The sequence below is a fragment of the Amaricoccus sp. genome (genome assembly GCF_017993425.1).
GTDB lineage: Bacteria > Pseudomonadota > Alphaproteobacteria > Rhodobacterales > Rhodobacteraceae > Amaricoccus.
Genome location: NZ_JAGOMQ010000061.1, coordinates 1 through 16,840 on the forward strand (window position 1 = coordinate 1; position 16,840 = coordinate 16,840).

Here is a 16,840-nt window from a genome sequence, read left to right on the forward strand (position 1 = left end):
CCTGGGCCCGGGGCATTGCCTGACGCGGACGCATCCCCTTGAACAGGATGCGCGATGATCTCGACGGGAAGAAAGAGAGAGCCATCCACCGGGGCAGCGTCAGGATCCGGCATAAACCTCGGGTCACGAAGCCATTTGAAGATAACGTTCGCGTTTAGCGCATAGCGCCGCGCCACATGCGCGACCGAAACGCCCGGCGCCGTCGCCGGCAGGCAGATCGACCGCTTCTCTTCGATGGTCCAGAGCCGCTTGGTTCGACGCGCCATCAACAAGCTCATAGTGTCCGCTATCCTCAACGGACACTAGACGACGCTCCAGTCCCTCGGCAGAGCGGTCGCCCCGGACGCTAACCGACCAGACGGAATCGCCTGGTGATCAGGACATCACGCAAATTCAGGAATCCGGCTCTGCCGGGGCGGACTCCGCTCTGGTCGAAGCCCGACTCCGATGCCTCCGCCGGGGGTTTCGCCGCTTCGCTCAGGCGTAGATATAGCCCCCCGAAACGATGATCGTCTCGCCGGTCATGTAGGTATTTTTCGGCCCGCCGGCCATCAGGACCCACTCCGCCATCTCGCGCGGCTCGCCGCCGCGCCCCAGAGGGCTCGCTTTGGCAAGTTCGCCCAAGAACCCGAGTTCCCTCGCCTTTTCCGTCGCCATCCCCGCCGGCGCCACGCCGTTGACGAGGATCCCGTCCGGCGCCATCTCCTGCGCGAAGCTCTTCGTCAGGCTGACCACCGCCGCCTTCGTGGCCGCATAGTGCGCGTTCTGCGGATGCGCCTTGAACGCATCGACCGACGCGACGTTGACGATCCGCCCCCGTACCAGCCCCTTCGGCTCCTGCCCGCGCATCTGCCGCACCGCCGCGACCATCATGTGATACGTCCCCTTCACGTTGATCGCGTTCGAGGCGTCCCAGTCCGAATCCGTTATTTCCAGCAAGGGCTTGCGCGGGTAGATCGCCGCCGAGTTGACGAGCGTGTCGACCCGCCCGAGACCCGCCGCCACCTCGGCGAACCCCCGATGCGCCGCCTCCGCCGCGCGGATGTCGCAGGTCGCCGCCACCGCCGGCACACCTGCCGCCCGGGCCGGCGACAGCGCCGCGTCGGCCGCCGCCGGGTTCACGTCGATGACGCCGATCCCCGCCGCGCCAGCCTCGACCGCCATCTCCACGATCAAGGCCCCGAGCCCGGCGCCACCGCCGACCACCACGACAAAAAGCCCCCGCATCCTCAATCCCCCTTCTTGCCGGCGCCGCCGGTCGCGGTCGCCTGATGCGTCGGCAGGATGTCGAAGCGCGCCACATCGACCGATGCCGGCAGCCCGTGCACCGCCAGGACCATCGCCGCCACATCCTCGGGCTGGACGGCCGAGTTCCCCGCATACATCGCGGCCCGCGCCTCCTCGCCCAGCAATCCCTTGTAGAGCCCGGTCTCGACCCGGCCGGCCACGATCTCGGTCACCCGCACCCCCGCCGGCGCCATGTCGAGCCGGAGCGCCTGCGCGAAGCCGCCGATCGCCGCCTTGGTCGCGCAGTAGACCGCATAATGGGCGAAGGCCGCATGCCCCGCCGTCGAGCCGGTGAAGAAGATGTGCCCCCGCCCCCGTGCCCGCATCCCCGGCGCGACGAGCCGGGTCAGGAACAGGACCGACGACAGGTTCACCGTGACCGCCCGGTCGATCTCGTCTTCGTCGGTATCGCAGAAATGCGCGAGCGGCGGCATCACCCCGGCGTTGTTGACCAGAATGTCCGGCGCCAGCCCGGCCAGCGCCGCCCGCGCCGCCTTCCGGTCGGCGAGATCGGCGCGGCGCCCGGCAATCCCGTGCTCCCGCTCCAGCGCCGCCAGCGCCTCGCCCCGCCGCCCGACGGCCACCACCTCGTGCCCCGCGCCCTTCAGCGCGATCGCGATCGCCCGCCCGATGCCGCTCGTCGCCCCGGTGACCAGCGCCTGACCCATGCGCACCCTCCCTCGTTCGGCGGCAAGGTGGCGGATCGGAGGGCGGGCAGAAACCAAGAAAGACGGCGGATCGACAAGCGGGACTTGTCACTCGCCCTGACCGAGCTCCGCCCAGTTCTCGCCCTCGACCCAGCGGCAGAAGGCGGCGATCTGCTTCACCCGCCGGTGGCCCTTGGGCAGGATCAGGAAGAAGCCCGGCACCTGCTCCTCCGGCATCTCGTCCATCAGCGTCTGCCCGAACGGCGCGACGAGCTTGCCGAGACGCAGATCTCCCTCCGCATCCACCCGCGACACCAGCCCGACCCCCAGCCCGGCCAGCGTCGCCCGCCGGAGCGTCGCGGCATCATGGAACCGCAGATCGCCGCGCGATGGCGGCGGCGCCAGCCCGAAGTGCCGGAGCACATCCGCCCAGAGCCGGTCCGACAGGACCGGGTGCAGGAGCGGCAGGGTCAGGAGGTCGGCCGGCGTCCTCAGCCGCCCGGCCATCGCCGGCGCGCAGCAGAGGACCTTGATGTCGCGCAGCAGCAGAACCTGCTCGTACTGCTTCCAGCCCCCGTAGCCCCACTGGATCGCCACATCGACGTCGTCGCTGACGAAGTCCGGCAGCTCGATCTTCGTCGTCAGCCGCAGGTCGGCATCGGGCAGCGTTTCGCGAAACGTCGCGATCCGGTGCAAGAGGTAGCGCGTGGCGAAATACGGGCTGACGTTGAGATAGATCCGGTTCCTCTGCCCGACCTTCGTCACCCGCCGCACACCTTCGGCGAACTCGTCGAATCCGGCCTGAACGAAATGTGCCAGCAGGATCGCATTCTCGTTCGGCTCGATCGCCCTGCCGCGGCGCTCGAAGAGCTCCTGCCCGAGCGTGTCCTCCAGAAGCTTGATCTGCTGGCTCACCGCCTGCGGCGTCACCAGCAGCTCGTCGGCGGCGGCGCGAAAACTCCGGTGGCGTACGACGGTATGGAACACCCGGAGCGCGTTCAGCGGCGGCAAGCGGAACGGCCGCCCGCTCATCGCCGCGCCTTCCCGCCGGTGAATCCCGTGCCGCGCGTAACTGGCATTCCCGACCCTGTGCATGGCGGTCGCCGTCAGATCACCGCCTTCTCGAGGAACGGCCGGTTCTCGACGATCCGCTCGTAGCCGACCTCCGACAGATCGAGCGTCCGGTAGCCGCCATAGACGATGAGCTCCGAGACACCGCGCCCCGCCGCGGGGCTCTGCTGCAGACCATGCCCGGAATAGCCGTTGGCGTATATGAAATTCGCCACCACCGGATCCCGCCCGACGATCAGGTTATGGTCGAGGGTGTTGAAATCATAGTGCCCGGCCCACTGATTCACCACCTTGATCGCCTCGAAGGCCTCCGAGCGCTCGGCGAGCGCCGGCCAGATCACCTCCTCGAACTCCTCGTAGCGCGGCTCGAAGTCGTCCCAGTCCACCGCCGGATCCTCCACCGGCGGACAGCCCGCGAGAAAGAACCGCCCCTCCGGCCGGCAGAACACCCCCGTCGGATCGATCATCAGTGGCAGCCGCCCGCCGTTGACCGTCGCCGTTCCCTCCGGGCTCCGCGCACAGTCGAAGACGAACGAGGTGCGCTTGCGCGGCTCCACCGGCAGGTCGAGTCCCGCCATCCGCGCCGTCAGCGCCGCCCGCGGTCCCGAGGCGTTGACCACCGTCCCCGCCTCGATGATGGCGCCCGACTTCAGCGTCACCGAGACGACGCGCCCACCGTCGCGGCCGATCGCCACCACCTCGTCGGCGACATACTCCGCCCCCTGCCCCCGCGCCTTCGCCTTGAAGCCCTGCATCAGCCCGGTATTGTTGAACCACCCCTCGCCCGACCGGCCATAGGACGCGACCCTTATGTCCCCGGTCCGCAGGTGAGGAAACGCCCGATCGAGCTCGTCCGCGTCCCAGAGCACCACGTCAGCGCCGCAAGCGACCTGAACCGCGTGGTTCTCCCGGAGCGTCCGCTCCTGCGACTCGGTCGCGGCGAGGAAGAGATACCCGCCCGGGTGAAAGTTGAGGTCGGGCCTGTCATCGCCGACCGCCATGACCTCGGGGAAATCGCGGATGAACTGCGAGCCGAACTGGCTGATCCGCACGTTGATCGGGTTCGAGAACTGGGTGCGGATCGAGGAAGACGACAGCGAGGTCGCGGCCCGCGCATAGCTCGGGTCCCGCTCCACCACCAGCACCGACCCGCCGAAATCCGGGTTCGCCGTCAGGAAATAGGCGACCGACGAGCCGATCACCGCCCCCCCGACGATCACCACGTCGTAAGCATCCCTCATTTCGCCGCCTCGTCATCGGGATGGCCGAGGTCGATGAACCAGCCGCCGAGATGCTCCACCGCCGGCGCCCGCGGATCCGCCGCCGGCACCCGCGCCTCGGTCTCCGCCCGTTGCGCCTCCGTCGAATCCCGCGGCTGGAAGCCGATATGCGCGGCCAGCCGGTTGTCGACCATCCGGTGCCGGTTGGCCGAGGTGCCGAACACGATCGAATGGGCCACCCTGGGCGCGGTCAGGCTCGCCTCGACCAGCCGGATGCAATCCTCGTAGCTCAGCATCGACCAGAGCATCCGTCGGTCGGTGTACTGGTCGAAGGCCGAGAATATCCGGCAGCATACCGTCTCGATGCCGAACTTGTCCCAGTAGAGCCGGCTCAGGTCCTCGACGAAGCATTTCGACACGCCGTAAAGGCTGTCCGGCCGGTGCGGCGCGCTGGCGTCGATCTGATCCTCGATCCTGTGATAGCCGATCGCATGCACCGACGAGGCGTAGACGACGCGCCTCACCCCGTTCTTCCGCGCGCCCTCGTAGATGTTGTAGCTGCCGATGATCGAGGAATTCAGGATCGTCTCCCACTTCGTCTCCAGCGGCGCGCCGCCGAAGTGCACGATCGCGTCCACCCCTTCGGTCATCCGCAGCACGGCCGCCGCGTCCGACAGGTCGCAGATCACCGCTTCCTCGTTCGGCTCAAGATCGGCGATCTCCACCCGGTCGGAAACGCGGAGCCGCCGACAGAGCGGGGCGAGACCGCGGCGCAGGTGGGTGCCGAGGCGGCCGGCCGCCCCGGTCAGCAGGAGAGTATCGAAACGCGGGCTCATGCAGTCACCTCGGCAGGCTGGAGCGCCGCCACCGCGCGCGCGATGCGGCTGATGGCCTCGGTCAGGACCTCGTCGGAGGTCGCCGTCGAGATCCGGAAGAACGGCGACAGCCCGTAGGCCGCCCCCGGCACCGAGCCGAGATGGCCCTCGGCGAGCAGATAATCGACGACGGCCGTGTCGTCGGCCAGCACCGTCCCCTTCGGCGTCCGCCGCCCGATCAGCCCGGCGCAGCCGATATAGGCGTAGAACGCCCCCTCCGGCGGCGCCAGCGTCAGCCCGTCGATCTTCGCCACGCCCGCGACCACCAGGTCGCGCCGGCGCTCGAAGGCGGCGCGGAATTCGGCGACGCAGTCCTGTGGCCCGGTCAGCGCCGCCAGCGCCGCCGCCTGCATCGGCGCCGCGACCGAGGTGCAGGACTGGCTCTGCACCGTCGCCATCGCCTTGACGAGCGGCCCCGGCCCCGCGGCATAGCCGACCCGCCAGCCGGTCATCGCATAGGCCTTGGCGACGCCGTTGACGATCAGCGTCCGCTCGCGCAGCTCCGGGCAGGCGGCGCCGAAGGAAACGAAGGCCCGTCCATCGAAGAGGATGTGCTCGTAGATCTCGTCCGACAGCACCAGCACCCGCGGATGCCGTGCGAGCACCGCGCCGAGTGCCCGCAGCTCCGCCGCCGAATAGACCGCCCCCGACGGATTGCCCGGCATGTTCAGGAACAGCCACCTGGTCCGCGGCGTGATCGCAGCTTCCAGCACCGCCGGCGTCAGCCGGAACCCCGCCGCCGGGCATTCGGCGATCACCGGCACGCCGCCGAGGAGCTTCACCATCTCGGGATAGGAGACAAAATAGGGCGCCGGCAGGATCGCCTCGTCGCCAGGGTCGAGGGTCGCCATCAGCGCGTTGAAGATGACCTGCTTGGCGCCGTTGGCGACGACGATCTCGTCCGGCCCGAAGTCGAGCCCGTTCTCGCGCCGGAACTTCTCCGCCACCGCCGCGCGCAGCGCCGGCGTCCCGGCGGCCGGCGTGTAGAGCGTCTCGCCGGCGAGCGCCGCCCGGTGCGCCGCCTCGCAGACATGCGCGGGCGTTGGAAAGTCGGGCTCGCCGAGGCCGAGGTCGATCACGTCGACCCCGGTCGCCCGGAGCGCCTTGGCCGCCTGCGACGCCGCCATCGAGGCCGAGGGCTTCACCGCCGCCAGCCGCTCCGCCACATAGCTCATTCCGCCTCCTCCGTGACGTAGCCCTTCGACACATCCTCCGACCGCGCCGCGTTCGATCGCCGCGCCGGATCGCCATAGCCCCCGCCGCCGGGCAGCTTCAGCACCAGCCGCCGGCCGGCCGGCACATGCTGCCAGCCCTTCGGCTTCATCGCCGTCCCGTCGTCGAGCGCCACCACGCCCGCCGCCCCGTCGGCGCCGCCGTCGCGACCGCGTGCCGGATGGTTCACCCGGTCGAACATCGCCGAGAAGTCGAACTCGTGCCCCGGCGCCGCCTCGATCTCGATCACCTGGCCGAGACCGCCGCGATACTGCCCGTCGCCGCCCGAGTCCGGCCGCAGCTCCTTGCGCCAGACGATCACCGGCCCGGTATGCTCGGTCGCCTCGATCGGCATCGTCATCACCCCCGACGGGAAGGCCGTCGACGACAGCCCGTCGAGCCCCGGCCGCGCCCCCATGCCGCCCGAGTTGAACATCAGGATCTCGGCCCGCCGACCCTCCGCGCCCGCCATCGGCCGGGCGGAGATATGGATGTTCCAGAGCGCCGCCGCGCCCTCGGCGAGGATCTGCCCCGGCAACGCCCGCGCCAGCGCGCCCAGCACCAGGTCCGGCACCATGTGTCCGATCACATGCCGCAGGCTGACCGGCGCCGGCCGCTCGGCGTTCAGGATGTTGACCGGCGAGGAGATGGTGAAGAAGTCGAGGCTCGCCCAGTTGTTCGGAATGTCGGGCGCCACCACGCATTTCAGCGCGTAGCAGGCATAGGCCTTGGTGTAGATGATCGGCACGTTGATGCCCCAGCGGCTCGCCGCGTCCGATCCGGCGAAGTCGACATTCACCCGCCCGCCGGCGATCTCCACCGCCGCGGCCAGCCGCACCGGCGCGTCATAGCCGTCCGTCACCAGCGCGTTCGTCCAGCGCCCCTCCGGCAACGCCGCGATCCGGGCGCGCGTCGCCGCCTCGGTGCGGGCGAAGATGAAGGCGCCGAGGGTGTCGAGCGAGCTCAGCCCGATCTCGGTCATCATGTCGACGAGGCGCCGGTGGCCGACGTCGTTGCAGGCCGCGAGCGAGTAGAAGTCGCCCACCACCTGGTTCGGCTCACGCACATTCGCCCGCAGCATCCGCGCGAGGTCGGCATTCACCTCGCCGCGCTCGGCGAACTTCATGATCGGGATCTGGATGCCTTCCTCGTAGACCGACTTGCCGTCGGCCCCGAAGCCGCGGCCGCCGACGTCCACGACATGCGCCGTGCAGGCGAAGAAGCCGACGAGCGTGTCGCCGAGGAAGGACGGCGACACCATGGTGATGTCGTGGAGATGCCCGGTGCCCTTCCACGGATCGTTGGTGACGTAGGTGTCGCCGGGATACATCCGCTCCCGCCCGATCTCGGCGATGAAATGCAGCACCGCCTCGGCCATGGTGTTGACATGGCCCGGCGTCCCCGTCACCGCCTGCGCCAGCATCCGCCCCTTTGGATCGAAGACGCCGGCGGAGAGATCGCCCGCTTCGCGGACGCTGGTCGAGAAGGCGGTGCGGAGCAAGGTCATCGCCTGCTCCTCGACCACCGAGATCAGCCGGTTCCACATGACCTGCATGCGGATTTCTTCGAGGCCGTCGCTCATGCCGCAAGCTCCTTGCGCAGGAGGAGAAGGGTGCCGTCGTCCTGCATGACGACGTCGAAGGGCGAGGTGACAACCGTCGAGGTCTCCCGCTCGACGATCACCGCCGGCCCGGCAACCCGGGCGCCCGCGGCCAGCGCGCCGCGCTCGACGATCGCCGTCTCGAGCGCCGCGCCGGCGGCCGGATCGAACACCGGCCGCGTCGTGCCGACCACCGCCGCCGAACGGCCAAGGGTGATGGCGTGCCGCTCGGGCGCGGGGCGCTCGTCCTGCGCCTTTGCCGACCAGGTGACGACCTCGATCTCCAGCCCGTCGAGTCCGTCGATCGCTCGCCCGAAGAAGCGCGCGTAGTTCTCGCGGAACGCCTCGCGCAAGCCCGCCACGTCCGCCGCCTCGAACCTCCGGTCCGGCAGGGCGACCGGGATCTCCCACCCCTGCCCGACATAGCGCATGAACGCCGTCACCTCGCGCCGGATCGTCCCGTCGGTGCCGGCGCGCACGAAGCCCTCCGCCGTCTCCTTGAGCTCGGCGAGCATCGCGTTGACCGCGGCGACATCGAACGACCCCAGCCGCGCCACCTTCGAAGCCAGCGCCTCGTAGCCGAAGGGCGCCTTCAGGAACCCGATCGCCGAGCCCACCCCCGCCCCGGGCGGGATCAGGCAGCGGTCGATGCCGAGCTTCTCGCAGAGCCGCGCCGCGTGCAGCGGCGCCGCGCCGCCGAAGGCGATCATGATATTGTCCGAGATGTTCTTGCCGTTCTCGACCGCGTGGACCCGCGCGGCATTCGCCATGTTCTCGTCCACCACCTCGCAGATCCCGAAAGCCGCCGGCTCCGCTTCGAGTTTCAGCTTCTCACCCACGTCCCGCCCGATCGCGTTCTTCGCGTTCGCGACCGAGAGCTTGATCGCGCCGCCGGCGAAATTGTCGGGATCGAGCTTGCCGAGCACCAGATCCGCGTCGGTGATCGCCGGCCGCGCGCCGCCGCGCTGGTAGCAGGCAGGCCCCGGCTCCGAGGCCGCGCTCTCCGGCCCGGTCTGGATCCGCCCCATCGGATCGACCCAGGCGATCGAGCCGCCGCCCGCGCCGATCTCGATCATTTCGATGACCGGGATCGAGATCGGCATCCCCGACCCCTTGCAGAACCTGTAGGTCCGCGCGACCTCGAAAGTCCGCGCCGTCTTGGGCTGGAAGTCCTCGATCAGGCAGATCTTCGCCGTGGTCCCGCCCATGTCGTAGCTGACGACCGTCTCCAGCCCGAAGCGCCGCGCCACATCGGCGGCGAAGATCGCGCCCCCCGCCGGCCCGCTTTCCACCAGCCGCACCGGAAACTCCGCCGCGGTCTCGACCGAGATGAGGCCGCCGCCCGAATGGATCATGAAGACCGGGCAGGTCGCGCCCATCTCCTTCAGCCGCACCCGCAGCCGCTCCAGATAGTCCGCCATCTGCGGCCGCACATAGGCATTGGCGCAGACGGTGTTGAACCGCTCGAACTCGCGCATCTGCGGCGAGACCTCCGAGGAGATCGAGATCGGCGCGGCGACCTTCGCCGCGATGATCTCCCGCGCCCGCCGCTCGTGCGCCGGATTGACGTAGGAATGGATGAACCCGATCGCGACCGCCCCGTACCCCTCCGCCGCGATCCGCTCGGCGACAGCCTCGATCGCCGCCTCGTCGAGCGGCGCGAGCTCGTCGCCCTGCGCCCCGATCCGCCCGGCGACGACGAAGCGATCCTCGCGCGGCACCAGCGGCGTCGGCAGGCGGAGGTTCAGGTCGTACTGCTCGAAGCGGCTCTCGGTCCGCATCTCGATGACGTCGCGGAAGCCTTCGGTGGTGACGAAGGCGGTCCGGGCACCCCGGCGCTCGATCAGCGCATTCGTCGCAAGCGTCGTGCCGTGGATGACGATGTCGAGATCGGCCGGGGTGATGCCGGCATCCGCCATCACGATGGCGATGCCGTCGAGGATCGCCTGCTCGGGGGCGGCGTAGCTGGTCAGCACCTTGGTCGAGTAGAGCTTGCCCCGGCAATCGAGAGCAATGTCGGTGAAGGTGCCGCCGATGTCGGCGCCGAGTCTGATCTGGCTCATCACGCGGTTTCCTTGGCGGCGAGCGCGGCCGCGCGCATCTGGCTCAGGGTCTGCCGCGGCGTCAGCGCCTCGGCCGAGATCGCGAGGTCGAGGACGGCGCCCGTCTCCGAGGCCAGCGCCCGCGCGAAGGCGGCCGGAAAGTCCTCGGTCCGTTCCACCCGCTCGGCGTGGTAGCCATAGGCCCGCGCCAGCATGGTGAAGTCGGGATTCTCCATCGTCGTCCCCGACACCCGGCCCGGATACTGCCGCTCCTGATGCGCGCGGATCGTCCCGTAGATGCCGTTGTTCAGGATCAGCGCGATCGGTTGCGCGCCGGCCTGCATCGCCGTGCCGAGCTCCTGGCAATTCATCTGGAAATCGCCGTCCCCGGCGAAGCAGACCACAACCCGCTCCGGGCAGGCGACCTTCGCCGCCACCGCCGCCGGGAGGCCATAGCCCATGGCGCCGGACTGCGGCGCGAGAAGCCGCGCCTCGGGGCCGAACTTGAAGAACTTGTTCGGCCAGACCGTGAAGTTCCCCGCCCCATTGGTCAGGATCACGTCCGCCGGCAGCACCTCGCGCAGATGCGCCATCACCGCGACCATGTCGACCGGCGACGGTTGCGCCGGCGCGTCAAGGCTCGCCTCCCACGCCGTCCGCCCCCTGGCGCGCCAGTCGCTCCAGCCGCCCCGGACCGGGGTGAGCGCCGCCGCGAAGGCGTTCGGCCCCGCGTGGATGCCGAGCGCCGGCTGGTAGACCTTGCCGATCTCCCGGTCCGACGGATGGACGTGGATGAGCCGCTGCCGCGGCACCGGCACGGAGAGCAGCGTGTACCCGTCCGTCGTCATCTCGCCGAAGCGCGTGTTGATCGCGAGGATCACGTCGGCGTCGCGCACCAGCGCCTTGACATGGGGCGGCATCCCGACCCCGGCCTCGCCGCAGTAGACCGGCGAGAAATTGTCGAACTGGTCCTGGAAGCGGAACGCCGCCACCACCGGAATGTCGCTCGCCTCGGCGAAGCCCCGCAGCGCGGCCCGCCCGGCCCCGGTCCAGTTCGCTCCGGCGATCAGGATCAGCGGCCGCTCCGCCGCCGCGAGCAGCGCCAGCGCCTCCGACATCGCCTCGGGAGCGGGCGCCGGCTCCGCCACCCGCGCGGGCCCGGCCAGCGGCGCCACGTCGGTTTGCGCCGTCAGCATGTCCTCCGGCAGCGCGATGACAACCGGCCCCGGCCGTCCCGTCGTCGCCGTCACCCACGCCCGGCCGAGGATCTCGGGGATGCGCGCGACGTCGTCGATCTCGACGGCCCACTTCGCCATGGTCCCGAAGACGGCGCGATAGTCGATTTCCTGAAACGCCTCGCGCCCGCGCATGTCGGTACCGACCTGGCCGACGAAGACCAGAATCGGCACGCTGTCCTGCATCGCGGTGTGGATGCCGATCGAGGCATTCGTCACCCCTGGCCCCCGCGTCACGAAGCAGATGCCGGGGCTCCCGGTCAGCTTGCCCCAGGCGGCGGCCATGAAGGCCGCCCCGCCCTCGTTGCGGCAGAGCACGAAGTCGAGCTGGCCGCCCGTGTCATGCAGCGCGTCGAGCACCGCGAGGTAGCTTTCGCCCGGCACCCCGAAGCCCTTTCGCGCCCCGAGCGCGACCAGGCTTTCGACCAGAAGCTGCCCGCCGTTCCGCATGGTACCCATTCCTCGCCGCCCCCCGGGGCGCGCCGCCCCATTCTCGATCTTGCCCGCGCCGGCCCGCGTTCCGAAACGAAGAAATCGCGGCCACCGACAATCTCCACTTGCCTATCGCGCCGCCAGGACCACCCCGGGATTCATGATCCCCTCCGGGTCCAGCGCCGCCTTCACCGCCCGCATCAGCCCACGCTCCGCCGCCGGCCGCAGCGCATCCGCCAGCCCGGTCTTCGCTCGTCCGAGCCCATGCTCCGCGGCAAAGCTGCCGCCCATCCCGGAGGCGAGCCTCGCCACGGCCAGCCCGATCTCGCCCGCGGCGTCGCCGAAGCCCGCCGCGCCAACCGGCGGCGACAGGTTGTAATGGATGTTCCCGTCTCCGAGATGCCCGAACGGGTTCACCCGCGCCCCGGGCAGCAGCGCCTCGCAGATCGCGCCTCCCGCGGCTATGAACTCCGCGATCCGGCCCGGTGGCACGGAGATGTCATGCTTGAGCTGCGCCCCTTCCAGGCGCTGCCCCTCGGGCTGCTCCTCGCGCAACCGCCAGAACGCCGCCCGCTGCGCCTCCGACGCCGCGATCGCGCCGTCGAGCACCAGCCCCGCCTCCATGCCCCATTCCAGTACGGCCCCGACGATGTCGTCGAGCGGCACCCGCGCCGACCCCGAAGCCGCCTCGACAAGGAGGTAGGCCCCGCCCCGGCTTTCCAGGGGCAGCGCCAGCCCCGGCACATGCCGTTCCGCGAGCTCAACCCCGATCTCGGAAAAGAACTCGAGGCTGGTGAGGAACTCCCCCGCCTCGGCCCGGAGTCGCGTCCCGAACACCACCGCCTCCGCGATCCCGGGCAGCGCCAGCAGCGCCGTCGTCCGCCGCGCCGGCACCGGCGCCAGCCGCAGCACCGCGCGCGTCACCACCCCGAGCGTCCCTTCCGCCCCGCAGAAGAGCCGTCGCAGCTGGTATCCGGCATTGTCCTTCTGCACCGCCCGCATCCCGTCCCAGACCGTGCCGTCCGGCAGCACCACCTCGAGGCCGAGCACCAGGTCGCCCATCATCCCATGGCGAAACGCATGGCTGCCGCCGGCATTTGTCCCGATGAGCCCGCCCACCTGCGCGCTCCCCTCGGCACCGAGGCGCAGCGGGAACTGCAACCCGGTGCCCTCCAGCCGCGCATGCAGCGCCGCGAGCACGACCCCGGCCTCAACCGTCACCGAGGCGCTCGCGGCATCGACATCCCCGACCGCCGCCATCCGCGCCAGCGACAGGATGACACCTCCCGGCCGACCGAGCACCGCCGCGCCACAGAGCCCGGTGTTTCCCCCCCGCGGCACCACCACCACTCTGGCTTTCCCGCAGACCGCGATCACTGCCGCCACTTCCGCCGTCGTTGCCGGCCGCGCCACACCGAGCGGCTCCTCCCCGTAGCGATTCAGCCAATCCCGCCACCACGGCCCCGCATCGGCGCCGGCCAGCCACCCTTTGGGCCCAAGGAGTTCGGCTAGTCGCAGGTCAGTATCCATGGCGCCACACCGGGAAGGATGCCGTCCGTTCCTCGTGCCGACGGACGGATCACTCTCTATGTCCAGGATGCTCGGGGTGCTCGCAAGAATGGCTCGATTTGGGCAAGACCTGCTTGATGATCTCGCAAACACCCTTCCGTCGAACGGGTCGGCGGGAGCCGCGCTTCCTCCACCCGCCTCAAGGCCACCGCCAGGCGCGGGCCGACCGGCCCCATGCGCCAAGGCCGAGTTCGCCATGGCGATGATCGGCTGAATGGCTGCGACGGGCGACTACGGTTCCCCCATCTTCTTCCGTTGGATGCCAATCCCGAAGCTTCCAGGCGACCTCGCCCCGCGGCGACACCCGCGTCCCGAGACGGCGGCCTCACGGGGTTTGCTTGTACTCCCGCTCCAGGAGTACGACGGCTTGTTCCAAGGTCTCCCCGAGCCCCCAGCCCTGCTGGTCCGCGATGGCGCAGAAAGCCTCGATGGTCTCCGCGCGCGCCTTGACGTTGAACTGGGTGTTTCGACCGGTGCGTCGACGACGCACCGGCGCCTCCCCTGCCCTATCGGGTTCGGGTTCGGGCTCTGGCCGAGGTTCCCGACTCCGAAACCCCGCGGCCGCGGCGGCTTTGCGGGTTCCGGTCTTCTCCAGCCTCGAAACCGGCTTCGGGGCGGGTTTCGGGGCCCACTCCGCCGGATTGAAATCATCGAGGGCGTCCGCGAAGCCCAGATCGGCGCGTTCCTTCATGCTCATGCCACCTTCGTGATCTTCGCCGCCTCGCGAAGCTTCGCGAGCGCCTCCCCCGCAAAGGCGCGCGCATTGTCCTGGGCCTTCTCGAGGTTGCTGGCCTGCGCTCCCAGATCACAGAGCAATCCGCCGTAGTCGAAGATGTCCCGATATGCCGCGCGCTCGACGATCGCCGTCTCGAACACATCGACCCCCGCGCGGCTGAGTTGGTCGCGCACATTCTTCAGGGACCGTGTTGCGACCGCCGCGCTCGTTCGCGTCAGCAGGACGCTGTGCGGGATCGGCCGTCGCGCCATGCGCTCCTGGTTGCGGATGAGCTTGATGGTCTTCGCAGCGCCCTTGGCATCCATCGACGCGCCTTGCGCCGGGATCACGACGAAATCCGACATGCCAATGGCATTCGCCACCATCAGACTCGCTGTTCCCTCCAGATCCACGATGACGAACTGCGCGGCCTCCGCCGCCTTCTCGATCTGATCGACGATCGTATCCTCGGTGACGTCGCCGAGGATCTCGATCGAGTCCGGCTTTCCGGGGAGCCTGGCCCATTGGGAGATCCAGCGCTCCGGATCGGCATCGACGATGACGACGCGGGCGCCCTTCCGGGCCAGCTCTCCTGCGAGAAGCAAGGCGGACGTGGTCTTGCCTGCCCCACCCTTCGGGTTGGCGAACGAGATGATCGGCATGGGTACTCCGTGGCTGCTCGTGGTCCCTTTTCCGTGAAGGATACCTGATAGCCGCCTGTTATCCAAATGCTATTCGATAGCTACCGGGTAGCCGACCAGCTTCCCGATAGCCAGCTATCGGGAAGCTAATGGATATCTTGTTGATATCGGATAGCTTTTCGATAGCTATCGCGGTGCTTTCCGGTAGCTATCCAGGTGCTTTCCGGTAGCTATCTCCACCGGCGCCGAAGGCGCCCGAAATTTCCTGGCAGGGCAGGGGGGCCGCCTACGCGGCCGCCTCCCTTTCCCCGGGCCCGGCCAGCGCGAGGAGAAGGGCCGCCGCCCTCTGCCCCTCGGCCGCCGCGCGGAAGATGGCCCGCTTGTCTTCCCGAAGATGGCGCCGACCCGGCGGAAGCGGGTCTCGGTCTTGCAGTTGCGCCGGAACTCATGGGGGACGGTCAGGACGTAGCGGGCTCATGTCAGCCACCTGGGTTCGAATGACCACCGCCGGCGGATCGGAGGAGGGCAGGGGGCTCGCGCGTGGGATCGTCACCCGAAGGGGCCGAGACGGCTCGCCGGCTCGGGGAGGCCGGCGCGGCCGGGTAGAGCCCGCTCCCAGCCGGGACGCGCCATGTCGCTGGCATCAGGGCAACGTTTCGCAGACGATCCGCGGCTTCGAGAAGAATGGCCGCAATGTCCGAAAATGGTTCGCAGCCCGCAATCAGTTCATCATAATCTTCGGCGAGCGCGACGCTTGAATATCTGATCCCAACGGCTCTACTGATTGACCTTCGCCCAGTGTCTCGATGCGATCGAGGTGATGACGTGTGGTTGGTTTGCGAAGCGGTTCCATGCCGCGCAGCAGGCGTCGACGATGGCGTCGTAGTCGTCGAAGACGCTGATCGCGAGCCAGTTGGCGCGGAGGTACTGCCAGACGTTCTCGCCTGGATTGAGCTCCGGGCTGTAGCAACTGTCTTTCACATGGCTGGTTTGGCGTAGTCGGTTCCGTCGCGCAGCATGGCGTTGAGGATGGTGAGCGGCTTGCGGGCGGTGGCGATGATGGCGAGCTTGAAGGGCTTGCCGGCGTCTTGCAGCCGGGTCCGGAAGGTCCGGAGGCGCGGGTCGTATCGGCTGGCCACGAAGGCGGCGATGTAGAGCATGCGTCGGACATCGGCTCTGCCGCCCCAGATGCGGCGCCGGCCGCGCATGGTGCCGCTGTCGCAGGCATGCGGGGCGAGGCCCGCCATGCTGGCGATGGCGCGCCTGTCGAGGCGGCCGAGCTCGGGCAGACGGGCAATGAGCCCGGCGGCGAGAACCGGGCCGATGCCGGGCACGCCCTGCAGACGGGTGGCCCTGTCCGCCAGCGGCGGGTGGCGGTCGAGATGCGCTGCGATCTCGGCCTCGAGGCGCGCGATCCGGCCGCGAAGCATGCGCAGATGCGCGGCGATCTGTTTGCGGAGAAACGGGTCTCGCGCCTGACCGAAGCGCTGCGTCTCGGCCTTGCGCATGCCGACGAGGTCGTCGCGCCGGGCGGCCAGCTCGGCGAGGCGGCTCTCGGCCGGGTCTGCCGGCGGCGTCGGCCGCGGCGCCAGCGCGCGGCCGAGCTCGGCCAGCACCTCGGCATCGACCCGGTCGGTCTTGGCCAGCCGTCCGCTCGCGCGCGCGAACTCGCGGGCCTGGCGGGCGTTGACCCGCGCATAGGTGACCCCGGCGACGTCGAGGGCGGCTACGAGCGGCCGCTCGTAGCCGCCAGAGGCTTCGAAAACGACGAGAGCGCCCGCGGGCTCGTGTCGACCCGCCAGGCCTCGCCCGTCGAGAGCCGGTGGCAGTCGACCCAGTCCTTGGCGATGTCGACGCCGACGACGTCCTGTGGCAGTGTCATGGAGCCTATCCTTGATCTGCGGGGTCGGCCGATCGGACAGCCGCCCCAGGCAACTGTTCAGGCTGGGCAGACAAAAGACGGGCGAGCCCCAAGCTACAGCACGGCCTATCGGACCAAGGGCGGGGCGGGGTCTCGCCCGCCCCAACAATTGCACGTTTCAAAGAGACAAGGGCGGGAGCGTGACGAGCGAGACGTTGTCGGGCACCACGAGGTCACTGCCGCCGTGCCAGCCGGCGCCGTCGAGGACGAGCACGGCGTGGGCGCCGGGCGCGACGGCGCGGGCGATCTCGGCGAGGTGGGCGGTCATCGCCGGAGTGTCGGCGAAGGGCATGACGAGGCCCGCCGCCGCCCCCGCGCAGGACAGACGGCTCCGAAGACGTAGGTCCATTGGCAGCGGGTGTCGCGCGGCGCC

General features: G+C 69.7%; 13 protein-coding genes and 3 pseudogenes. All 16 read right to left on the reverse strand.

Annotation, left to right across the window (positions count from 1 at the left end; translation table 11 throughout):
- The coding region (locus tag KBB57_RS18655) for a transposase (protein ID WP_290753531.1) at positions 1 to 266 on the reverse strand (266 nt) is incomplete at its 3' end.
- Positions 267 to 477: 211 nt separating this feature from the next.
- Positions 478 to 1,227, reverse strand: a complete 750-nt coding sequence (locus tag KBB57_RS18660; protein WP_290753533.1) for an SDR family NAD(P)-dependent oxidoreductase — start codon at positions 1,225 to 1,227, stop codon at positions 478 to 480.
- A gap of 2 nt (positions 1,228 to 1,229) precedes the next feature.
- On the reverse strand, positions 1,230 to 1,955 hold the full coding sequence (locus KBB57_RS18665) for an SDR family oxidoreductase (protein WP_290753535.1): 726 nt from the start codon (positions 1,953 to 1,955) through the stop codon (positions 1,230 to 1,232).
- 87 nt (positions 1,956 to 2,042) lie between these two features.
- The gene (locus tag KBB57_RS18670) at positions 2,043 to 2,966 is read right to left on the reverse strand and encodes a LysR substrate-binding domain-containing protein (RefSeq protein WP_290753537.1); all 924 of its coding nucleotides are present in this window, start codon (positions 2,964 to 2,966) and stop codon (positions 2,043 to 2,045) included.
- A 74-nt stretch (positions 2,967 to 3,040) separates the two neighbouring features.
- Positions 3,041 to 4,246 (reverse strand): FAD-binding oxidoreductase, encoded by a 1,206-nt coding sequence (locus tag KBB57_RS18675; RefSeq protein WP_290753541.1) that lies wholly within the window; start codon positions 4,244 to 4,246, stop codon positions 3,041 to 3,043.
- A complete protein-coding gene (locus KBB57_RS18680) occupies positions 4,243 to 5,061 on the reverse strand; it encodes an NAD(P)-dependent oxidoreductase (protein ID WP_290753543.1) in 819 nt (272 codons plus the stop codon). Before KBB57_RS18680 ends, KBB57_RS18675 begins: the two co-directional genes overlap by 4 nt.
- A complete protein-coding gene (locus tag KBB57_RS18685) occupies positions 5,058 to 6,275 on the reverse strand; it encodes a pyridoxal phosphate-dependent aminotransferase (protein WP_290753546.1) in 1,218 nt (405 codons plus the stop codon). Before KBB57_RS18685 ends, KBB57_RS18680 begins: the two co-directional genes overlap by 4 nt.
- Positions 6,272 to 7,894, reverse strand: coding sequence for a hydantoinase B/oxoprolinase family protein (locus KBB57_RS18690; protein ID WP_290753547.1), 1,623 nt, complete (start codon positions 7,892 to 7,894; stop codon positions 6,272 to 6,274). The genes KBB57_RS18685 and KBB57_RS18690 overlap by 4 nt, the downstream gene beginning before the upstream one ends.
- Complete coding sequence (locus tag KBB57_RS18695; protein WP_290753550.1) at positions 7,891 to 9,975, reverse strand: hydantoinase/oxoprolinase family protein; 2,085 nt, start codon at positions 9,973 to 9,975, stop codon at positions 7,891 to 7,893. Before KBB57_RS18695 ends, KBB57_RS18690 begins: the two co-directional genes overlap by 4 nt.
- Positions 9,975 to 11,648, reverse strand: coding sequence for a thiamine pyrophosphate-binding protein (locus KBB57_RS18700; protein ID WP_290753552.1), 1,674 nt, complete (start codon positions 11,646 to 11,648; stop codon positions 9,975 to 9,977). Before KBB57_RS18700 ends, KBB57_RS18695 begins: the two co-directional genes overlap by 1 nt.
- A 102-nt stretch (positions 11,649 to 11,750) precedes the next feature.
- The gene (locus KBB57_RS18705; protein ID WP_290753554.1) at positions 11,751 to 13,151 is read right to left on the reverse strand and encodes an FAD-binding oxidoreductase; all 1,401 of its coding nucleotides are present in this window, start codon (positions 13,149 to 13,151) and stop codon (positions 11,751 to 11,753) included.
- A 364-nt stretch (positions 13,152 to 13,515) separates the two neighbouring features.
- Positions 13,516 to 13,887: a hypothetical protein gene (locus KBB57_RS18710; RefSeq protein ID WP_290753557.1), complete on the reverse strand. Its 372-nt coding sequence runs from the start codon at positions 13,885 to 13,887 to the stop codon at positions 13,516 to 13,518.
- Positions 13,884 to 14,567, reverse strand: coding sequence for a ParA family protein (locus tag KBB57_RS18715; RefSeq protein ID WP_290753559.1), 684 nt, complete (start codon positions 14,565 to 14,567; stop codon positions 13,884 to 13,886). The genes KBB57_RS18710 and KBB57_RS18715 overlap by 4 nt, the downstream gene beginning before the upstream one ends.
- 756 nt (positions 14,568 to 15,323) lie before the next feature.
- A pseudogene (locus KBB57_RS18720) lies at positions 15,324 to 15,509 on the reverse strand (IS630 family transposase); the annotation flags it as partial.
- Positions 15,510 to 15,523: 14 nt separating this feature from the next.
- Positions 15,524 to 16,422: pseudogene (locus KBB57_RS18725) on the reverse strand (IS110 family transposase).
- Between the two features lie 178 nt (positions 16,423 to 16,600).
- Positions 16,601 to 16,840, reverse strand: a pseudogene (locus tag KBB57_RS18730) (IS630 family transposase); the annotation flags it as partial.

Excerpts from the sequence above, each read along its gene's own strand:
- KBB57_RS18685 (WP_290753546.1), bottom strand. The coding sequence starts at position 6,275 with ATGAGCTATGTGGCGGAGCGGCTGGCGGCGGTGAAGCCCTCGGCCTCG.
- KBB57_RS18695 (WP_290753550.1), bottom strand. The coding sequence starts at position 9,975 with ATGAGCCAGATCAGACTCGGCGCCGACATCGGCGGCACCTTCACCGAC.
- KBB57_RS18715 (WP_290753559.1), bottom strand. The coding sequence starts at position 14,567 with ATGCCGATCATCTCGTTCGCCAACCCGAAGGGTGGGGCAGGCAAGACC.
- KBB57_RS18665 (WP_290753535.1), bottom strand. The coding sequence starts at position 1,955 with ATGGGTCAGGCGCTGGTCACCGGGGCGACGAGCGGCATCGGGCGGGCG.
- KBB57_RS18700 (WP_290753552.1), bottom strand. The coding sequence starts at position 11,648 with ATGGGTACCATGCGGAACGGCGGGCAGCTTCTGGTCGAAAGCCTGGTC.
- KBB57_RS18680 (WP_290753543.1), bottom strand. The coding sequence starts at position 5,061 with ATGAGCCCGCGTTTCGATACTCTCCTGCTGACCGGGGCGGCCGGCCGC.
- KBB57_RS18675 (WP_290753541.1), bottom strand. The coding sequence starts at position 4,246 with ATGAGGGATGCTTACGACGTGGTGATCGTCGGGGGGGCGGTGATCGGC.
- KBB57_RS18670 (WP_290753537.1), bottom strand. The coding sequence starts at position 2,966 with ATGAGCGGGCGGCCGTTCCGCTTGCCGCCGCTGAACGCGCTCCGGGTG.
- KBB57_RS18690 (WP_290753547.1), bottom strand. The coding sequence starts at position 7,894 with ATGAGCGACGGCCTCGAAGAAATCCGCATGCAGGTCATGTGGAACCGG.
- KBB57_RS18705 (WP_290753554.1), bottom strand. The coding sequence starts at position 13,151 with ATGGATACTGACCTGCGACTAGCCGAACTCCTTGGGCCCAAAGGGTGG.
- KBB57_RS18660 (WP_290753533.1), bottom strand. The coding sequence starts at position 1,227 with ATGCGGGGGCTTTTTGTCGTGGTGGTCGGCGGTGGCGCCGGGCTCGGG.
- KBB57_RS18710 (WP_290753557.1), bottom strand. The coding sequence starts at position 13,887 with ATGAGCATGAAGGAACGCGCCGATCTGGGCTTCGCGGACGCCCTCGAT.